Origin of the sequence: Pararhodobacter sp. SW119 (genome assembly GCF_017811755.1) — a bacterium.
Classification (GTDB): Bacteria; Pseudomonadota; Alphaproteobacteria; order Rhodobacterales; family Rhodobacteraceae; genus Pararhodobacter.
In genome coordinates, this window is record NZ_JADDJF010000005.1 from 61860 (window position 1) to 81661 (window position 19802).

Genomic DNA, 19802 nt, shown 5'->3' on the forward strand with positions numbered 1-19802 from the left:
CGCCATGCCACGGGTGGCTGCAGGGCGCGCGCCACCTCTTCAAGGCACGTACGCCAGCGTCAGGCCAGAATTGCTTGATGCCGCCGGATCGCCGCCTCGAGATCGTCGAAAACCTCGATCTCGCCATGGTGCAGGACCAAGCCAGCATCGCAGAAGTTGCGAATATCCGCCATGCTGTGACTGACCATTATGGCGCTCGCCTCGCTCATCCGAGCGCGAAACACCTCCTGGCTCTTCTTTCGGAAACGTGCATCGCCGGCGGCGGTGGCTTCGTCGATCAGGTAGGTGTCGAAGCGGATACCCATCGAGATCCCGAAGGCCAGTCGCGACCGCATCCCGGCGGAATAGGTGCGCACGGGCATGTGGAAATGCTTGCCGATCTCGGCGAAGTCTTCGACGAACTCGATCAACTCGTCACTGTCGACCCCGTAGATCCTGGCGACGAACCGTGTGTTCTGCGCGCCTGTCATGTCGCCATGGACGCTGCCCGCATATCCGACGGTAAAGGATATCGAGCCGTCGCTGACGACTTGTCCCGTATCCGGCCGCAGCGTGCCGGCAACGATGTTCAGCAGGGTCGACTTTCCGGCCCCGTTGCGCCCCAGAAGGGCGAGGGACTTTCCGCTGGGCAGCGTCAGGTCCAGTTCCCTGATCACGGGCTGATACTCGCCGCGCACCCAGAAACCCTTGCAGATATTCTCGAACCTGATCATGCTTGCGCCCGGTTCAGCCCTTGTCGCGCAGACTATAGAAGACCAGCGCCATGATGCTCCAGAGAAGTGTCATGAACAGTGCGGTCAGGCCGATGATCAGCCCTGTCTGCGGATACCGCGCGGTCTGCGAGAATGTCGGCCGGATGAAGGTCGCGAGGTAGAGGCTTTGACGCGACGCCCTCGAGCGCGCGACGTCCAGTGCCGCCAGCGCGGCCTGATAAGCGTCTTCGGCAAAGGCCTGATCGACCAGCAGGCTCTCGTACTGCGCGATCAGGCTGGGATAGTCGGTCTGATCGACGGTGACATCCTGTTCCGCGAAATTCTGCCTCTCTTCGCGAATGCGGTTCTGGATCACGCTGATACGCCGCGCGGCTTGCCGGAGGCGGGGGTCCGCGGCCTCGGCGGTCAGGTTGAGCAGGTCGTTGTCGACGAGTGCCTCCGCCAATTGCCGCTGAAGATTGATCAGCACACCCATGCGTCCTTCGATGTCGGATTGCGGATCAACAATCTGCGTACGGGCACGAAACTCCGCCAGCGCTTCGCGCGCCGCACGCAACCGGGCAAGGGCGGTGTCGAGTTCCGCCTCGGCGTTGCGTGTGGCATCCCGCCGCGCCGTTTCATTGAGGCGATTGATCATCGCCTCGCTTTCGATGACGACAAGTTGCGCGATTTGCTGGGCGGTCGCCGGGTCCGGCGCGCGCACTTCGACGAGGATCAGACCGGTCGCCTGATCATAGGTCACACGCACCACGCGATGCCAGAACCAGAGCAAATCCTCGATCGTGGCGGACGGCCAGAGCGAGAACAGCGGATCGACGGGCCATGCCTGACTGTAATGCTGCAGCAGGTCGACACGCGCGTCGATACGTTCGACGATCTCCTGACTCTGGACGAATTCGAACAGCAGGTCGGCATGGCCCTGCGCGCTTCCGACAAGGATCGTCCGTAGTCCACCCATCAATTCGCTGGCGGAACTGGATTCGTCCTGCCGGATTGTGAACCCCACCTGCGAGGCGTACTGGTCGCGGGCAAGAAACGTCAGGTATAGCGTCGTCAGAAGGATCGGCGCGACAATGACCAGCACCAGGCTCAGCATCAGGGCCCGATGACGCGGACGGGTTCGGGCAGGGCCGGCCGGGGCACGGACAGGTGCGGCGACAGCGGAATGCTGCGCGGCACTCTGTCCTTGTGGCGCGGGTTCGGTCATGCTGCGGTCTTCCTGATGTCCCTGCTGCTGGAAATCCGGCGCTGATGTGCCTTATCAACATCGCCGGGCAAGCCCAAGCGCTGATCGCCCTGCAATCGACCCGGCATGAAAGGTCCGCGGATGCCCTCTGCCCCCCATCAGTTGCGTGCGGCACCCTCGACCGCCGTTGCCAGCTTTCGCGCGACGACCGCGCTCATGCTGCGCGAGATGTCGACGCGCTACGGGCGCACGCCGGGCGGCTATCTCTGGGCGATCATGGAGCCGCTGGGCATGATCATCCTGCTGAGCTTTGCCTGGTCGCTGCTCGCGCGCGCGCCGTCGATGGGGACGAGTTTCTTCCTGTTCAAGGGAACCGGGTTGATGGTGCTGCAGACCTTCGTCGTGCTTGGCGGTCAGGTCGGTCACGCCCTGATCTTTTCCAAGCCTTTGCTGCGGTTTCCGCGGGTGACTTGGGTGGATGCGATCCTCGCCCGGTTCCTGCTCAACATGACCGTCGTCTTCGCGGTGACCATCCTGATCCTTTCGGGGATCATGATCGTCGAGGATATCCGCACCGTTCTCGGATGGGGGCCCATTCTTCAGGCGATGTCACTTGCCGCAGCGCTCGGTCTGGGGGTGGGGTGCCTGAACGCTTACCTCTTCATGCGTTTTCCGGTGTGGCAACAGATCTGGTCGATCATCACGCGGCCGCTGTTCCTGATCTCGGGGGTGATCATCATCTATGAGGACATGCCGCAGATGGCCCAGAACATCCTTTGGTACAACCCGATCCTGCACCTGACCGGCATGATGCGCGACGGATTCTATCCGATGTACAGGCCCGACTACATCTCCACGACGTACCTGGGGATCTGCATCATGCTGCCGATGACCTTCGGGCTTCTGTTGCTGCGGCGGTATCATCGGGAGCTTCTGAATCGCTGAGGTCCGGCCCTGGTCGATCCAGCCGGAGGCGCCTTTGCGGGGGTGCTGGCAAACGTATGGCAAGCGTATGGCAGACGTATGGCAGATGGCTGGCAAAGTGCCGCCGCGGAGCGATTCGCGCTGCAGGCACCATCGGGCCGAACGCGTGGACGCGCGCGGCTGCGCGAAAAAGGCTCAATCGTTCTGACGCAACGCCCCGCGCAGCGCGAGCGCGGCCAAGTGCGCCTTGATCGACCCGGGTTGACCGAGGTCCATACGCGCCAGCGCGTCGTCTTCGCGGCGGGCGGGGCGGCCGCGCATCCCTCGAAGGATCGTCGAAAGAAGCGCGGGGGCGCTCTTCTGCGCCTTCCGCAGATCGGCGAGGGCGGGGAGCAGATACTGCTCGATATCGGTGAAGTCGGTGCCGAAGGGAAACCGCGGCAGATCCTCTGCGCGAAAAGGGGCGAGCCAGTCGCGCAGACGGTCGGGGGTATTGTGGCGCGCGCGCTCCGGCAGGCGCCAGGATTTCGGCAGCTTGCCCGCGCTTTTCGCCTTCTCCTCCAACTCGGGCTGGAAGCAGCTGTCGGCGATCGCCAGCAGGGCGGCGATGGTGTCGGCGTCGCTTTTGCCGCGCAGGTCGGCGATGCCGTACTCGGTCACGACCACGTCGCGCAGATGCCGCGGAATCGTCGCGTGCCCGTAGCTCCAGCGGATGTTCGAGCGCAGCCCGCCTTTGCCCTGCCGGGTGGCCGGCAGCGTGAGGATGGCGCGGGCGCCCTGCAGCGCGAAGGCCTGCTCGACGAAGTTGAACTGGCCGCCGACGCCGCTGATGACCTGCCCATCCTCGGTCGCGTCGGAAACGACGGCCCCCAGAAGCGTGACCATCATCGCCGAATTGACGAAGCGCGCATCCTGGCGGGCGGCGCGCTTGGCGTCCTCGTCGCCATAGAGCGCGTTGGTGAACGAGACTGGCATCATCGCGATCTGCGCCCGCCGGTCGTCGGGCAGCGCTTTCAGTCGCGCGTAGAAATCCCGGCTGTCCAGGAAGAAACCCGCGTGGATCGCCGCGCCCTGGACCTGACGGCGGATGATGCCTTGCTCGAACAGCGCCAGAAGTCCGTCGACCAGCATCTCGGTCACGCCATAGAGCCCGGTGTCGAAGACGCCGGTTTCGGCAAAGGCGTCGCCGCGCGGAAAGGGGCAGCTTTCCCAGATCGGCGCGATCCGTTCGCGCTGGCGCAGGATCAGCGCATGCGCGACCGCGTCGCCAATCTCGCCGATGCCGATCTGAAGGGTGCCGCCGTCCCGGATCAGGCGCGACACATGCAGCCCGATGGCATGATCCTGCAACCCGACCGGCCGCTTGACGACCGAGAAGAGGTCATGCGGCTTCGTCGCCGGGCGGACGAGCGCTGCGCATTCCTCGGTATCGATCACGGCGGGGCCGGGCATGAAGGGCAGGTCGGGATGCACCTGCCCGACGAACGTGAAATCTGCCCGGCCCGTGTGCCGAAGCGCCAGAAGGTCGCTGGTGATGTCGGTGTTGCACGAAAGGCTGAGCCGCGCGCCCTCTGCGGCCAGCAGCTGCAGGACAAGGTTGGGCCGCTGGTAGAGCAGGACATCGAGGGCATGGGTATAGTTGGCCGAGACATAGTCCTGTTGCACCGCGGGAACCTTCAGCCAGTTCGCGGCCTGAAGGAAGAATTCGGTCACACGGATGTTGTCCGGCAAGCTGCCCTCGCGCAGAAGCCGCGCGTATTCGACCTGCGGGTAATCACCGAAGAGGCGGTCGAGCGCGGGCTCGAGAAAACGCCGCTCCATGTCGGAGGAGGGATCGGGGCGCTCGAGCGTCAACGCGGTGAAGATGCGCAAGCGGATGGAGCGATCGGCGCAGGCCCGGCGCACGAGTTCGTTGACCAGCGTGACCGGCTTGCCCAGCCCCAGCGGCAGGGCGACGCGCAGGTCGCGTCCGACGTTCTGCAGGATCCAGTCGACGGCGGCGCCGTCGGTTTCGAAGCGTTCGGTCATTTCGCCGTGTCGTTGCGCCAGTAGGCGTCCGGCTTGAAACGCGGACCATGCGCCTTCTCGAATTCCTTCAGGCGCTGGTGGATCTCGTCGTGCCCGCGGGCGCGCGCATAGTGCAGCGGCCCGCCCCGGAAGGGCGCGAAACCGGTGGCGAAGATCATCGCCGCATCCGCTTCATCGGCGCTGCCGACGACGCCCTTGCGCACGCATTCGGCGCAGGCGTTCAGCATCGGCAGCAGCAGCCGGTCGGTCAGGTCCTCGCCGATCCTGGAACTCGTCTCGGGTTCGGGCGTGCCGTCGGACCAGTCATAGAAGCCGCGGCCGGTCTTGCGTCCCAGATCCCCTGCCTCGACCTTGTCGCGCAGCAGCGCGGGGATGCCGGCGATCGGGGTTTCCAGCGACTTCGAAAGGCTTTCGGCGACATCGAGGCAGATATCGAGGCCGACCTGATCGGCCAGCGTCACCGGCCCCATCGGCATGCCGAAGTTCAGCGCCGCCTTGTCGATGCGCTCCTTCGCGATGCCCTCGTCCAGCAGCAGCAGCGCCTCGAGCAGGTAGGGCATGAGCGCGCGGTTGACCAGAAAGCCCGGGCTGTCGGCGACCGCCACAGGCAGCCGGTCGATGGCGGCGCAGAAGGCCAGAAGCCGGTTGCGGGTCTCGGCGCTGGTCTTGTCGTGGCTGACCACCTCGACCAGAGGGACCTTGCTGGGGGGATTGAAGAAATGCAGGCCCGCAAACCGCGCCTTTGCTGGCGCGTTGTCGACGAGATCCGCCAGCCGCAAGCTCGATGTGTTGGTGGCAAGGATGGCGCCGGTCTTCATCCGCTTGCCCAGATCGGTGAAGATCTGCGCCTTCAGGTCAGGCTTTTCCGGGCCGGCCTCGATCACCAGATCGGCGCGGGCGACCCCGTAGCCCCTCGGGTCGGGCATCAGCCGGTCGAGCGTGTCGCGGGTTTCCAGCGCATCCTTGTGCGCGCCCTCGCAGACCTCGGTCGCGCGGCGGATCATCTGGCCCAGCGCCTCCTGGTCGGGGTCGGTGACGGTGACTCGCTTGCCCTGCATCGCCACCCAGGCGGCGATCTCGGCCCCCATGATCCCGGCGCCGACGATGTGGACATGCGCGATGTCGTCGGCAGTATCCGCGGCCTGCTTGAGCGTGCGGCGCAGGAAGAAGGCGCGGATCAGGTTGCGGCTTGTCTCCGATTGAAGAAGCTCGGCGAACGAGGCGATCTCGGCCTTTCGCATCGCCTTGGGGTCGTCGCCATGCTTCTCCCAGTTGGCGATCAGCGCGTGCGGGGCGGGGTAATGGTCTTTCGGCGCGGCCTTCTGGGTTTCCCGGCGCATGCGCGCACCGGCAAGTGAGCGCGCGGAGGAAAGCGAGAAGGCCCGGGCCATCAGCCCGCGGCTGCGCTTGTCGACCTCGCCGCGCAGGATCGAGGCAATCGCGGCGCGCACATGGCGTTCCTCGACCACCAGATCGGCGATGCCCAGGTCGCGGGCCTTTGCCGTATGCGCGGTGCTGCCGGTCAGCATCAGCTGCATCGCCGCCGTCGGCTCGATCAACTCGGGCAGGCGGACAGTGCCGCCAAGCCCCGGGTGTAGGCCCAAGCGCACCTCGGGCAGCCCGAACGACGCGCCCTCGATGGCAAGGCGATAGTCGCAGGCCAGGACCAGCTCGAACCCCGCGCCCAATGCCGCGCCATGGACCACGGCGATGGTCGGACAGGAGAGGCCCTCCAACCGGTCGAGCACGCCATGTGCCTCGCTCAGAAGTCCTTGCGCCGCCTCGGCGTCCATACCCGCCAGCGCGTCGATATCCGCGCCGGCCGCAAACCCCTTCGCCTTGCCCGAACGTAGGACCAGCGCGGTCGGCAGGTCAGCCTCGATCCGTTCAAGATGTTCGTCGAGTTCGCGCAGCACCTCGTCCGAGATCGTGTTGACGGTGGCATCCTCTCGATCGAGGATCAGCCAGCCGATGCCGTCCTCGTCCCGGCCGTAGCGCCAGTGCCCGCTGCCGAGCGCGTCGCGCCCGCCGCCGAGTTCGAGCTTCGAGCCGGCGAGGAATTCTCTCAGTCTGCCCTCCATCACGGTGCCTCCAGAAGCATTGCGCCGCCCTGCCCGCCACCGATGCATTCGGTCGCGACGCCGCGTTTTCCGCCGGTCCGCGCCATCGCGTTGGCCAGATGCAGGACGATCCGGTTGCCGCTGGTGCCGACCGGATGGCCCAGCGAGATCGCGCCGCCGTCGATGTTGAGCCGATCGCGCGCGATGGTGCCGAACGGCGCGTCCAGTCCCAGGACCTGCGTACAGAAATCCGCGTCCTGCCAGGCGGCCAGGCAGGCCAGCACCTGCGCCGCGAAGGCCTCGTTGATTTCCCACAGGTCGATATCCTCGGCGCTCAGCTCCCGACGCTGCAGAAGCGGAGTGACCGACATGACCGGCCCCAACCCCATGATCGCGGGATCAAGCGCGGCCCACTCGCTGTCGACGATCCGCGCGAGCGGGCGCAGCCCATGCCGCTCCACCGCCTCGCCCGAGGCCAGCACGCACCACGAGGCACCATCCGTCACCTGCGAGGCATTGCCCGCGGTGACCTGCCCGTGGGGCTTCTCGAAGACCGGATTCAGCGTGCCCAGTTTCTCGAGCGTGCTGTCCGGGCGCACGCCGTCGTCGCGCTTGTAGACACTTCCTGCGCGGTCGAAAGCCGGCAGCACCTCGTCGTCCAGCGTCCCGGCCTCTTGCGCGGCGGCAAGCCGCTTGTGGCTTTCGACGGCATAGGCGTCTGCCATCTTCCGGCTGATGCCGAAGTGATGGGCCAGGATCTCTGCGGTCTGGCCCATGCTCAGGTCGGTGATCGGATCGGTCAGCCCACGTTCAAGGCCGATCACCGGCTTGAGGTCGCGGGGCCGGATCTGCACGGCGCTCTGTGCAGTGGCCAGCGCCCCCGAGGAACGCTGCATCCCGGCCAGCCATTCCACCGCCTCGTCGCGCAGCACCATCGGCGCGTGGCTCAGCGACTCGGTGCCGCCGGCAAGGATCAGGTCGCCCCGACCCTCGCGGATGTAGCGGTACGCGGTGTCGAGCGATTGCATCCCCGAGCCGCAGTTGATCTGCACGGTGAACGCGACCATCGCCTCGCCCATGCCGAGCCGCAGGGCGGCGACGCGGGCGGGGTTCATTTCGTCGGCGATCACGTTCACGCAGCCGAGGATGACCATGTCGTAGGCCTCGGGCGGTATCGGTTGTCGTGCCAGCAGCGGTCGGCCGCATTGTACGGCCAGATCCACCGGCGTGAACGGTCCGCGTCCACCCCGCACCTTCAGGAACGGCGTCCTTGCGCCATCGACGAGAAAGACGTCTCGCTGGTTCATTCCGCGGCCTCCTTGGGTGAACCGGATCTGGTGGCCTTGGCCTTCTTCGCGCCGGGAAACAGCGCCGCGATCTGGGCGGGCGTGAAGTCATCGACGGCGATCACCTTGCCGACCGCCGTGGCGAGTTCGTCCAGCCGGCCCTTCTCGTCCGGGCTCAGCAGCCCGGCTTCAAGCGCTGCATCCGGCGTCATCTTCAACTCGCGCAGGCGCCGGCGCAGCGGGTCGGTCGCGATGGTGCGGGTATAGGCGTCGTTCAACGCGAGGATCCCCGGATGCTGCCCCGGCACGGTCAGATCCGCGGAAAGCGCATCGCGCACCGGTCCCGGTTCGCTGATGAGGGCCGCACAGCGCGTGGTCAGCGCGTCGGACGGTCCGCGGGCGACCGCGCGCGGCATCGTCGCCATCCGCAGAAACAGCGCCGCCGGGCGCGAGGGGAAGTTGGCGATGACCTCGTCCAGCAGCTGCCCGATCCGCGCGAAAGAACGGCGGGCGTTGTAGGCCACCAAGTCGAAATCCGCGTCGGGCTGGCCCTGATCATGCCAGCGCTTCAGCACCGCCAAGGTGATGTAGAGCTCGCTCAGGATATCGGCCATGCGTCCCGAGAGCATTTCCATGCGCTTCAACCCCCCGCCGATGCTGAGGAACGCCAGGTCCGCGGTCAGCGCATAAGCGGCCGACCAGCGCGACAACTCCCGGTAAAAGGGCGCGGCGCGGGCCGCGCCGCGCGGGGCCGGCGCGACCGCCGAGCGTGTGATCGCACGGCCCAGGCTGCGACCGATCGTGCGCAGAGAATGGCCGACATGGCGCCAGAAATGGGTGTCGAAGGCGCTCAGCGCCGCGTCTTCCTGCCCTTCTTCCAGCGCCAGGATCTCGTCCAGCAGGTGCGGATGCGCCCGGATCGCGCCCTGCCCGAAAACCATCAGCGACCGGGTGACGATATTCGCCCCCTCGACCGTGATCCCGATGGGCACGGCGCGGTAATTCGGCGACAGGTAGTTCATCGGCCCGTCGATCACGGCCTTGCCGGCATGGATGTCCATTGCATCGTCGATGGAGGCGCGCATGAGTTCGGTGGCCGAATATTTCATCAGCGCCGAGATCACCGAAAGCGCGCGCCCTTCATCGAGGCCCGCGCAGGTCAGGTGGCGCGCGGCTTCCACGGCATAGGCATTGGCAGCGAGGCGGGCGAGCGGCTCCTGAATGCCCTCGAACTTCGCAAGCGGCAGGCCGAACTGCTCTCGCACGCGGGCATAGGCGCCGCTGGAATGCGCGGCCAGCGTCGTCGCGGCACAGGCCAGCGACGGCAGCGACACGCCCCGTCCGGCGGCCAGCGCGCTCATCAGCATCAGCCAACCCTTGCCGGCATAGTCCGGCCCGCCGATGATGTTCTCGACCGGGATGAAGACGTCGGTGCCTGTCGTCGGACCGTTCTGGAACATCGTGCCGGACGGAATATGCCGGCGGCCCACTTCCACGCCCGGCAGGTCGGTCGGCACCAGCGCGCAGGTGATCCCCGGCTCGGCCTCGTCGCCCAGCAGGCCCTCGGGATCCTCCAGCTTGAAGGCGAGGCCGAGAAGCGTGCAGACCGGGGCAAGGGTGATATAGCGCTTCGACCAGTTCAGCCGAATGCCCAGAACCTCCTTGCCCTGCCAATCGCCCCGGCAGACCACGCCATGATCGAGCATCGAGGCCGCGTCCGATCCGGCCTCGTCGCTGGTCAGGCCGAAGGCGGGCAGTTCACGGCCGTCGGCAAGCCGTGGCAGCCAGTGATCCTTCTGCGCCTTGGTGCCGAAGAGATGCAGCAACTCGCCCGGCCCCAGGGAGTTGGGCACCATCACCGTGACCGCTGCGGGAAGCGAGACCAGCGAGAGGCGGCGCACCACTTCGGAATGCGCGAAGGCGGAAAAGCCCAGGCCGCCGTGGGATTTCGGGATGATCATGCCGAAGAAGCGCTGGCGGCGCATGAAATCCCAGACCGCCGGCGACAGGTCGCCATCGGTGTGGTTGATCGCCCAGTCGTCGAGCATCTCGCAAAGCTCGCGGCAGGGACCGTGAAGGAACTTCTGCTCCTCGGCCGTGAGCTCGGGCGGCGCGACGGCAAGCAGCTTCGACCAATCGGGATTGCCGGAGAAAAGCTCCGCATCCCACCAGACCTCGCCGGCGTTCAGCGCCTCGCGTTCGGTCTGCGACAATCCCGGCATCGCCTTCCTCGCCCAGCGGAAGATGGGCTTGGTGATCCGGTCTCTGCGAAATGACGACATGTGAGCCTCCCGTTACTGAATGCACGGGCGCGCAATCCGTTCCAAGGAAGCCGGGGCTTCGCGATGCCGATCCCTTCGTCAGGGTCTTCGGACGGCTGCAACCTGCGCCGCAGTTGCAGCGCGCAAGGCGTCCGCCGCGTCTACATGCCCGGCCTCATTACGACCCCGCGATGGACAGCCCGACAGAAAAACCGCCGTCGTTGCGCCTTTCCCGCTTGCAGAAGGGGAGATATACATCCATATACCATCCACACGGATGGAGATTGCAATGAGCAACGTCAAACAGCTTCGCGACAGACTGCCCGAGAACGAGAAGATAACGATCAATCTCGGCTATGTGGACCTCGGCCGGATCGATCTGCTGGTGCAGGAGGGATTCTATTCCAATCGCAGCGACTTCATCCGAACGGCGATCCGCAACCAGATCGATACGCATGCCGAGATCGTCTCGAAATCGGTGGAACGGCACACGATGGAACTGGGATTGCGGGACTATTCACGCGCCGATCTGGAGGCGCTGCGCGACGCGGGCGAGGTGCTGCACGTCAAGGTCGTGGGCCTCGCCCGCATCGCCGCAGACGTGAGTCCCGAACTCGCCCAACAGACCATCGGCTCGATTACGGTACTCGGCGCGCTGCAGGCCAGCGCGGAAATCAAGAAGGCGCTGGCCGACCGCATCCGCTAAGCCGCGCATCAACCAAAGGACACGACAATGCTGAATTTCAAGGCCGGCGCTTTGCGTCCGGCGACCGATGGCGCATGCCCGCAGCGCATGCAGGCCGCAAACGACCTCGTCCGCCAGACCCTATCCCGCCACGGGCTCTGGGTGGATCAGGGTGGCGACGGGGCGACCCTGACCGACCTGATGAACGGGTTGAACCTGCCGCCCACGGGTCTGGATTTGCCGCGCCGCCCCGCGCCCCGGATCGAACTGCCCGAGGGCGCCGAGTTCCGCAGCGCCACCTTCACCGGCCACACCGGCAGCCGCGACTATCGCCACTACGTCCCGGCCTCGGCCAGCGACGGGGTGCAGGGGATCGTCCTGATGCTGCACGGCTGCACCCAGACGCCCGAGGATTTCGCCATCGGCACACAGATGAACACCCTGGCCGAGGCGCACCGCCTGGTGGTGATCTACCCCGAGCAGGCGCGCGGCGCGAACATGCAGACCTGCTGGAACTGGTTCAGCAAGGGCGACCAGCGACGCGACCGTGGCGAGCCCGAGATCCTGGCCGGGATCACCCGTCTGGCGATGGCCGAACACGCGGTTCCCGCGGATCGCGTCTTTGTCGCCGGCCTTTCCGCTGGGGCCGCCATGGCGGTGATCCTGGGCGAGACCTATCCGGACCTTTTCGCCGCGGTCGGCGCCCATTCTGGCCTTCCTTTCGGGGCTGCGCATGACGTGCCGACGGCCTTTGCGGCGATGGGTGGCGACATGCAGCACCTCGCCAGCGTGCAACCCCCTGCCCAGGCCCGTCGCACGATCGTCTTTCATGGCGACGCGGATCGGACGGTCCATCCATCGAACAGCAGCCGGATCGCGCGACGCGCCGGCGCCACCATGGACACAATCGAGACGACGGAAACGGGCGTGCAATCCGGCCGGGGCTATCGGCGTGTCATCACCTGCGATACCGGCGGAACGGTCCTGGCAGAGCACTGGACAGTCGACGGCCTCGGCCATGCCTGGTCCGGTGGCGATGGCGCCGGCTCCTATGCCGATCCCGCCGGCCCGGATGCGAGCGCCGAGATGATCCGCTTCTTCCTCGACCTGACGGCGGAGGACCTGCGATGACGCGCATGACCTTTGACGCGGTGGCCGAAGCGCAACCCGGCGCCAAGTGGCGCGGGCGCTGGCAGCGGTCGTGGCCGGCCTACGAGGGCTGGTTCGTCGCCCGCGGCGGCGACGCCGGCCCGGACCGCCGGGCCTGCCGCGCCGCCCTCGCCCAGCACATGCCCGAGCTTCTGCCGGTCTACAACCGCCTGCTCGCGCTTGCAGGCGACACCGACCGCGCCGCGAAGTTTCTCTCAACCTGGTGCCCGCCGCGGTACCTGGGCGGCTGCTCTCTCGCCGCGCTGGCCGACGGGGCCGAAGTCAGGCTGGTGCGCAACTACGACCTGTCGCCCGACCTGAACGAGGGGTTCCTGCTGCGCAGCGAATGGACGGGCCGGGCCGTCATGGGCATGGTCGAATTCCTCTGGGGCCTGTCGGACGGGATCAACGACGCCGGCCTTTCGGTCGCGCTGGCCTACGGCGGGCGCACCGAAGTCGGGCAAGGCTTCGGCATCACCACCATCCTGCGCTACTTGCTGGAGACCTGCACGACGGTCGAGGACGCGGTGAAGATCCTCATGCGCGTGCCGTCGCACATGGCCTATAACGTCGTGCTGGCTGATCGCGGGGGCGATACGGCGAGTGTCGAGGTGTTGCCGGGCGGCGGCGCGCGGCGGATGCCACAGGCGATCGCGACCAATCATCAGACCGGCGCCGGGCGTCCCGCGGGGGCGGATTTCTCGCGCACCTACGAGCGGCACGCGCATCTTCAGCGCCTTGCCAGCCCCCCGCAGACGCTGCACGCGCAGTTCCTGAAGGCGCCGCTCAGGCAGGATCGATTCGACGCGGGGTTCGGCACGCTGTTCACGGCGGAATACGATCCGGTTCGCGGATCGATGCGCCTCCTCTGGCCGAAAGAGCAATGGCATCAGTCGCTTGATGCCTTTGTCGAGGGGCGACGGACGGTCTCGCTGGTCACGCCGGTTGCCGTTCCCACCCAGACGCGGCCGGCCTGCACCGCCCCTGCACCGGCGGCGGACGTCCCGGACTGGTCGCTTTCGGCCCGGGTCGACTGGCTGGCCGTGGGGCGCGATTTCGCCGCGGGACGGGGGCAGCCGATCGCCGCCTATCTTGCGCAGGTCGCGCATGCCACAGGCGGTACGCGCCGCGCCGCCTGCCCCGCCTGAACGCGCGAAACGGGCCCTGATAACGCAACGTTCGCAGGTGCTGGCAAACGTATGGCAGGTGTATGGCAAGCGTATGGCAGATGGCTGGCACCTTGACGGCGCGCGGCGCGGGCGGCGCTTGCGGAACGGCGGGCCTCTGCGCGCAGAGGTCACGTGCCTCTCGCGCAGGCCTCACGTGCCTGTGCGGGCGGCGTCGGTAACGATGGCCGGGTTGGGGCGAATTCATGGGCACGGGAAGCAAGAGAACCCGATGCAACGTCAACCAAGGAGATCACCATGAAAACCCTGACCACTGCCCTGACCGTCACCGCCTTCATCCTCGGCGCCGGCGCGGCGCAGGCGATGACCGCGGCCGACGCCTTCACCACGGCCGAGCGCAGCGAGATCCGGCGCCTGGTGCCCGAGGCCCGGCTGAGCGGGCTGAGCGAGAAGCAGGTCCACGAACTTGCCGCGATCGTCGGTTCGCGCGATCACGCCAACCGGGCCGAGGCCCGCCACGAAGCGCTCGCGGTGATCCGCGAGCGTCCGTGGCTGCTGCCCGCCTGGCGGTGAGCGCGGCGCGCCGCTTGCGTCACGGCCCGGCCCCGGGGGCACGTCCACCGGGGTCGGGCGACGCCCGAGCGCGCAACCGTGCCGCCCCCCACTTGCCCGTCAGGAGAAACGCCATGTCCCGAGCCCTGCCCCCGGCCGGCGTCCTCGCCGCCCGCCCCCTGCCCCGCCCGCTGCCCACGCGCCGCGCGACCTTGCTGCTGATGGGCGCGGCGGGCGCGGTCGCGCTGGCCTCCGCCCGCGGCGTGCAGGCCGCGGCCGAACACCGGGTGGAGGCGCGGAACATCCACCCCGAGGATCGCAGCCGGCGGATGATCTACCGCCCCGAGATCCTGCGCATCGCACATGGCGACCGGATCCGTTTCGTCCCCGTCGACCGCGGCCACAATGTCGAGAGCTTTCCCGACATGCTGCCCGAGGATGTCGAGCCGTTCCGCGCCCCGGTCAACGAGGCGCTGACCGTCCAGTTCGCCGCCGAGGGCACCCATGGCTACTTCTGCCGGCCGCACCGGGGGATGGGGATGATGGGCGTCGTTCTGGTCGGCGACTTCACGCGCAACCTCAATGCCGTGCGCGCGGCCGGCGAGAACCTCGCGCCGCGCCCGCTGAAGCGGCGCTTCGACGCGATCCTGGCCGAGGTCGAAGCCCTCGCACGACCCTGGCACAGGGCGAAGGGCTCGGCTGAGGGTCGCGCGCCCTATTCCACCGTCACCCAGCGCAGCATGAAGAAGTTGTCGGGCCGCTGCACCAGGTCGATGCCGTCGCGCGCCGCCCAGACCAGCGGTTCGGTATAGAGCGGCACATAGGCGACCTCCGCCTGCAGGATGCCGGCGACCTCGTCGAGCATGTCCTGCCGCGCCTGCGCGTCCAGCTCGCTCTGGATCAGGGGCAAGAGCTCGTCGATCCGTTCGTTCGAATACGCGCCGAAGTTCCAGCTGCCCAGCGTGCCGTCCGGCGTCGCGGCCAGAAAGCGGATCGGATGTTCGGCGTCGAAGGTACCCGGCGACCAGCCGAGCAGGAACAGGTCGAAATTGCCCTCGCGCAACTCGCCCCAGTAGTTGCGCACCGGCATGGTTTCCAGCTGCGCGTTCAGCCCGACGCGCTGCAGCATGCCGGTGATCGCCTGGCAGACATCCTCGTCGTTGAGATAGCGGTCGTTTGTGCAGCGCAGCCCGAAGCTGAAGCCCTCGCCGTAGCCGGCCTCCGCCAGCAGCGCGCGGGCGGCGTCGGGGTCGAAGTCGGGGCGGGCGTCATGGGCTTCGGAATAGCCCGAAAGACCGGCGGGCAGAAGCTGGCTCGCCGGTTCGGCCATGCCCGACATCAGCACCTGGTTGATCGCGCCCACGTCGATCGCCTGCGCGACGGCGCGGCGCACGCGCACGTCCTGGAAGGGATTCTCGCCCTCGAGGTCGGTGGAATAGCGCAGATCGTCGTGGTCGTGGCCGAAGCCGAGCATGATCACCCGCGTCTCCAGCCCCTCGAAGGTCTCGATGCCGTCCGTTTCGCGCAGGCGGGACACGTCGCGGATCGGGATCGGCGACAGCTTGTCGATCTCGCCCGACAGAAGGGCCGCCAGCCCCGTCGCCGGGTTGTCGATCGGGGTGAAGATCGCCTCGGTGATGTTGTGGGTGGCTTCGTCCCACCAGTCGGGGTTGGGCACCAGCCGGATGCGCACGCCCGGATCGCGCGCGGTCAGCACGAAGGGGCCGGTGCCGTTGGTGTTGCGGGTGGTGTGCTTCTCCGCGTCGCGGGCCGGCACCTCGGCGCCGTTCTCCTCGGCCCAGCCGCGGTCGAGGATCAGGAAGTTGGCGATGCTCTCGGGAAAGAGCGGGTTCGGCAGGGCGGTGACGAAGTCGATGGTGAAGTCGTCGACGACCCGCACCTCGGTCACCGGCGCGAACCAGGAGCGCACGTCGGACTGCTCGGAGATCCCGCGCTCGTAGGAGAAAAGCACGTCATCGGCGGTGAACGCCTGCCCGCCGTGGAAGGTCACGCCCTCGCGCAGGTGGAAGCGCCAGCCGGGTTCGTCCTGCAGCGGCCCCCACGAGGTCGCCAGCGACGGCTCGATCGCCATGGTCGCGTCGCGGCGGACCAGCCCCTCGTAGATGTTGTTGAGAAACGAGGTGACGGTGGCCACGTTCGCCGCGTGCGGGTCCATCGTCTGCGGGTCGGTGGTGCTGGCCCAGCGGAAGGTCTCGGCGCCGGCCATTCCGGCCAGGCCGATGGCGGCGGCGGCGGCGGTGGCAAGCAGGCGGGTGGTGCGGGTGGTGCGGAGCATCGGGTGTCCTTCCCAGATTATCGGACTGATCGTTCTGATGGTAGGCCCGCCTTCCGGCGGCGGCAAGCGGCTAGGGCGGGCAGGAAAGATGCGCGTCCAGCCCCTCGGGTCCCGCGATCGGGCCGAGGTCGGTCTCGGTGAACCGATCGTTCCGGAAGCGCAGCGCGACGGCGCGCGACCAGTCGGGGCGCGCCAGCACGATCTCGGGTCCCGCGCCGCAATCGCGCAGGCCGCCGGCGATGAACGGGTCGCCGATGCGGTGGTTGGTCACGCAGGGGTGTGCTGCGACCGCGACCAGCCGGTCGCCCTGCAGACGGACCAGCCGCAGGGTGCGGCCCAGGTGCGGGGTTTCGACATAGGCGATCTCGCGCCGCCCGTCGCCGGTGAAATCGGCGGCGCCGACCGGGGCGAGCCAGCGAAAGCGGGTGCCAATGAAGTCCGAACGCGCCAGCCGGCGCATCAGCGGTTCCGCCGGTGCGCCGGGCGCGCGCAGCGTCCAGACGCCGAGGCGCGCGCCGAGGCGCGCGTGGGATTCGACCACCACGATCTCGGGCCGCCCGTCGCCGGTGACGTCCCAGAAGCGCGGCGCGACATCCTCGAAGACGTGGGTCTCGGGCTGGGTCAGTTGCACGATGCGGCGCGGGTCGGGACAATCGCCGCAGACCGCGATCTCGACGCGGAGTTCACCAAAGCCCGGGATCGGGCCGAGGACGTTGTGCGGGTAGCGGTCGGTCGGGGCGGCCAGCGTCGCGCGCAGCGGCCAGGGGTGGAACGCCGCCGCCCCCTAGGACAGGACCGTGGGCCCCTGCGCGGCGGCGGGCAGAACGTGACCCGCGACCAGCGCCGCGGCCAGCACGAGCGCCCGGATCGCGGCCCGGCTCATCCCCCGACTGGGGCCCAAGCGGCGCGGCTCACGCCGGCAGCCCCGGCCAGCGCAGGATGGCGCGGCCGGCCAGCGCCGCGATCCCGGCGATCAGTGCCACCGCGCCCACCTGCCAGACCAGCACCATCAGCGCCGCGTCCTCCATGTGGAAAAGCCGCAGCGCGAAATTGCCGATCGCGGCCGCCGCCAGCGCCGCCAATCCGAGCGTCCAGGAGGGCCGCAAGGGCGCCCCCCGGCGCAGCATCAGCACCAGCACCAGCAGCGGCAGCGAGCCGATCAGCGCGATGTAGAAGAAGCATTCCGGATCGGGCGTCAGGCGCAGCCCGTCGGGGCCCATCCGCGCCCAGTCGCGGAAACACCCCAGCCCCAGCGTGCCCAGCCAGGCCGCGCCCGGGATCACCGGCAGGAACCGCCACAGCCGCGAGGCATCGGGCAGCGTCAGCGCCAGCGCCGCCGCCGCCGCGGCCGCCGCCGTGGCCAGCGCCGCGCTCTGCTCGTAGAGGAAGCGCGCCTCGGTCAGGCGTTCGGCCAGGTCCGGGCGCGGGCCGATCGCCCAGACCATCGCCGCGGCAAACCCCAGCGCCACCGCCAGCCAGACCAGCACCCGGCGCACGGGCGCCTCCAGCGGGCGCACCGGGCCGCCGTCGCGGGCCAGTCTGTCGATCAGGTCTTCGGTTCTCATCTCTACTCCTTGCCATCCCTTCCGACGGCCGCTCGCAATTTAAGGGTCGCGCGGTGGACGGCGACCTTCATCGCGCCCACGGTCGAGCCGCGCTTCGTCGCGGCCTCGGCCAGCGACATCTGCCGCAGGCGGACCAGTTCGAACGCGTCGCGCTCGCCGCTGGTCAGCCCGTCCATCGCCCGGCGCACCGACATCAGGTTCACCACCCCCTCGGCATGGGTCTGCCCGGGCGTGGTCGAGAACACCTCGGCCAGGTCCTGCGCCGCCTCGTCGAAGGCCTGCCGGCGCACGTAGCGCCGCGCGTGATCGGCCAGCCGGTTGCGCGCGATGCCGGCGATCCAGGGCATGAACGGCCGCGCCGGGTCCCAGGTGGCGCGCGCGCTGTGCAGCGCCAGCAGGATGTCCTGCACGATATCCTCGACATCGGCGCGCCCCAGCCAGGGCGCACGGGCGCAGACCAGCCGCCGCATGCGCAGCGCCACCTCCTCGAGCAGCGCGCGATAGGCGCGCTCGTCGCCCGCCTGCGCGGCCCGCATCAGCGCATCGAGCGCGGCGTGCCGGGTCGGGGCGCTGCCGGTCTGGGCGTCGGTGGCGCCTTGCGTGACCGTCTCCATCGGCTCGAGTCTCCTCTCGCGTCGGGCGTCGGCCCTGGGGGCGCGGCGCCGCGTTCCCTTCAGGATACGCCACGCGGGGCCTCGGGTTACATCTTTGCGGAAAAAAATCCCCTTTGTGAAAAAAAACGCCGGCGCCTGTAACCTTTGTCGCGCCCCGGCCGAAGCCTTGAACAGCACCGCTCGGGCCCGCGTGCAGGCGAAAGCCATGCGCAGGCCCCGGGCCCGCCGTCGCCGACGGGGTGCGACGGGCAAGACCGCCAGCAGCGACAGAGGGAGACCGACATGCAACCGAACCCGGACGACCGAACCGACACGCGGGAAACCACGCTTCTGGCCCGGCTGTCCAGAAGCCGGACCTTCATCCCCCCGGCGATGATCGCCGCCTTCGGCATCACCGCGGGCCCCGCGCTGATGGCGGATGCCTTCGGCGAGAGCGGCGGATACTTCATGGCCGCCGCCGCGGGCGAGGCGGAAGCGGAAGCCGAAGGCGAGGCCGAAGCGGAAGCTGAGGGCGAGGCGGAAGGCGAAGCCGAGGGCGAAGCCGAGGCTGAAGCGGAAGGCGAGGCCGAAGCGGAAGCCGAGGGAGAGGCGGAAGGCGAAGCCGAGGCCGAGGCGGAAGGCGCAGCCAGCGGCTGCACCCTCGAGGAGGCCGGCGCCGACACGCCTGCCGAGGATATCGGCGAGGACGACCTGCGCGCGCTCTACGACTGCATGATGGACGCGATGCAGGCGATGGAGGCCGGCGGCGGGACGCCGGCGATCGCCGCCGCCTGGGCCGAGTCCGACCGGCCGGAGGGGCGCGGCTTCGCAGGCTGGCAGAACTTCGCCGCGGTGCCCTACATCTCGTTCACGCATGGCGAGCGGTACGCCACCAACCACGCCAACGCCATCGCCGCCGAGGTCTACGGCCAGTACGAGGAGATCGACGCGATGCCCGCGGGCGGCATCGTCGCCAAGCCGACCTTCAGCATCGGCGCGGACGGCGAGGCCTATTGGGAAACCCTCTTCCTGATGGAAAAGGCCGAGGCCGGCACCTCGCCCGACACCAACGACTGGATCTACACCGCGATCCTGCCCGACGGCGCGCTCATGGGGCGGACGCTGGGTCAGAACGCGGCCGCGATGCAGTTCTGCGCCGACTGCCATATCGGCATGAGCTACGAGACCGACGACCTGCTGTTCATGGACGAGGCGTATCGCGTCCGCGACTGACCGCCACCGCGCCGGGGCAGGCAACGCGGCCGGCCCGGCGCAATCAGCACCGGGTGCCATCCGGCCCGGGCGCAGACAGGCCCGGGCGAAAACAGGCCCGAGCGAGTGCCACCGGGGGCGCCTCCCGCGCCTGCCCCGAACGGG

Annotated in this window: 17 protein-coding genes; 7 read left to right on the plus strand and 10 right to left on the minus strand. The window is 68.4% G+C overall.

From position 1 onward, the window contains the following. Positions 1–59 precede the first annotated feature (59 nt). Both IM708_RS05060 and IM708_RS05065 read right to left on the minus strand, forming a co-directional pair. Entirely contained in the window at positions 60–713 is a 654-nt protein-coding gene (locus IM708_RS05060; protein ID WP_209425239.1) for an ABC transporter ATP-binding protein, read from the minus strand. A 13-nt stretch (positions 714–726) separates the two neighbouring features. Further along, on the minus strand, positions 727–1809 hold the full coding sequence (locus IM708_RS05065) for a sugar transporter (protein WP_209425240.1): 1083 nt from the start codon (positions 1807–1809) through the stop codon (positions 727–729). Between the two features lie 231 nt (positions 1810–2040). Between IM708_RS05065 and IM708_RS05070 the strand changes: the two genes are divergently transcribed. After that, positions 2041–2844, plus strand: a complete 804-nt coding sequence (locus IM708_RS05070) for an ABC transporter permease (protein WP_245243007.1) — start codon at positions 2041–2043, stop codon at positions 2842–2844. Between the two features lie 174 nt (positions 2845–3018). On the opposite strand, the gene IM708_RS05075 is transcribed toward IM708_RS05070, so the two are convergent. From IM708_RS05075 to IM708_RS05090, 4 genes are read right to left on the minus strand one after another with little or no spacing between them, the layout of a single operon-like run. Beyond that, positions 3019–4851, minus strand: coding sequence for an acetyl-CoA hydrolase/transferase C-terminal domain-containing protein (locus tag IM708_RS05075; protein WP_209425242.1), 1833 nt, complete (start codon positions 4849–4851; stop codon positions 3019–3021). Continuing rightward, the gene (locus IM708_RS05080) at positions 4848–6932 is read right to left on the minus strand and encodes a 3-hydroxyacyl-CoA dehydrogenase NAD-binding domain-containing protein (protein ID WP_209425243.1); all 2085 of its coding nucleotides are present in this window, start codon (positions 6930–6932) and stop codon (positions 4848–4850) included. Before IM708_RS05080 ends, IM708_RS05075 begins: the two co-directional genes overlap by 4 nt. Continuing rightward, positions 6932–8218, minus strand: a complete 1287-nt coding sequence (locus IM708_RS05085) for an acetyl-CoA C-acetyltransferase (RefSeq protein ID WP_209425244.1) — start codon at positions 8216–8218, stop codon at positions 6932–6934. The genes IM708_RS05080 and IM708_RS05085 overlap by 1 nt, the downstream gene beginning before the upstream one ends. Continuing rightward, positions 8215–10479 carry an acyl-CoA dehydrogenase gene (locus IM708_RS05090; RefSeq protein ID WP_209425245.1) on the minus strand — a complete coding sequence of 755 codons (2265 nt, stop codon included), beginning with the start codon at positions 10477–10479 and terminating at the stop codon, positions 8215–8217. Before IM708_RS05090 ends, IM708_RS05085 begins: the two co-directional genes overlap by 4 nt. 268 nt (positions 10480–10747) lie before the next feature. Here IM708_RS05090 and IM708_RS05095 point away from each other — a divergent pair, with 268 nt between their 5' ends. From IM708_RS05095 to IM708_RS05115, 5 genes are all read left to right on the plus strand, one after another. Further along, complete coding sequence (locus IM708_RS05095) at positions 10748–11164, plus strand: CopG family transcriptional regulator (protein ID WP_209425246.1); 417 nt, start codon at positions 10748–10750, stop codon at positions 11162–11164. Between the two features lie 27 nt (positions 11165–11191). Next, entirely contained in the window at positions 11192–12274 is a 1083-nt protein-coding gene (locus tag IM708_RS05100) for a PHB depolymerase family esterase (RefSeq protein WP_209425247.1), read from the plus strand. Beyond that, positions 12271–13440, plus strand: a complete 1170-nt coding sequence (locus IM708_RS05105; protein WP_209425248.1) for a C45 family peptidase — start codon at positions 12271–12273, stop codon at positions 13438–13440. The genes IM708_RS05100 and IM708_RS05105 overlap by 4 nt, the downstream gene beginning before the upstream one ends. A 276-nt stretch (positions 13441–13716) precedes the next feature. Then, a complete protein-coding gene (locus IM708_RS05110; protein ID WP_209425249.1) occupies positions 13717–13992 on the plus strand; it encodes a hypothetical protein in 276 nt (91 codons plus the stop codon). 113 nt (positions 13993–14105) lie between these two features. Then, complete coding sequence (locus tag IM708_RS05115) at positions 14106–14783, plus strand: plastocyanin/azurin family copper-binding protein (protein ID WP_209425250.1); 678 nt, start codon at positions 14106–14108, stop codon at positions 14781–14783. Here IM708_RS05115 and IM708_RS05120 read toward each other — a convergent pair. The 4 genes from IM708_RS05120 to IM708_RS05135 form a co-directional block, all read right to left on the minus strand. Continuing rightward, complete coding sequence (locus IM708_RS05120) at positions 14687–16267, minus strand: ABC transporter substrate-binding protein (protein ID WP_209425251.1); 1581 nt, start codon at positions 16265–16267, stop codon at positions 14687–14689. The two genes, IM708_RS05115 and IM708_RS05120, sit on opposite strands and share 97 nt — an antisense overlap. Positions 16268–16337: 70 nt before the next feature. Beyond that, positions 16338–16898 carry a VCBS repeat-containing protein gene (locus IM708_RS05125; RefSeq protein ID WP_209425252.1) on the minus strand — a complete coding sequence of 187 codons (561 nt, stop codon included), beginning with the start codon at positions 16896–16898 and terminating at the stop codon, positions 16338–16340. 280 nt (positions 16899–17178) lie between these two features. Beyond that, positions 17179–17832 (minus strand): NrsF family protein, encoded by a 654-nt coding sequence (locus IM708_RS05130; RefSeq protein WP_209425253.1) that lies wholly within the window; start codon positions 17830–17832, stop codon positions 17179–17181. A gap of 2 nt (positions 17833–17834) precedes the next feature. Then, positions 17835–18446, minus strand: a complete 612-nt coding sequence (locus tag IM708_RS05135; protein ID WP_209425254.1) for a sigma-70 family RNA polymerase sigma factor — start codon at positions 18444–18446, stop codon at positions 17835–17837. A gap of 282 nt (positions 18447–18728) precedes the next feature. Between IM708_RS05135 and IM708_RS05140 the strand changes: the two genes are divergently transcribed. After that, a complete protein-coding gene (locus tag IM708_RS05140) occupies positions 18729–19658 on the plus strand; it encodes a hypothetical protein (protein WP_209425255.1) in 930 nt (309 codons plus the stop codon). The last annotated feature ends 144 nt before the right edge of the window (positions 19659–19802 follow it).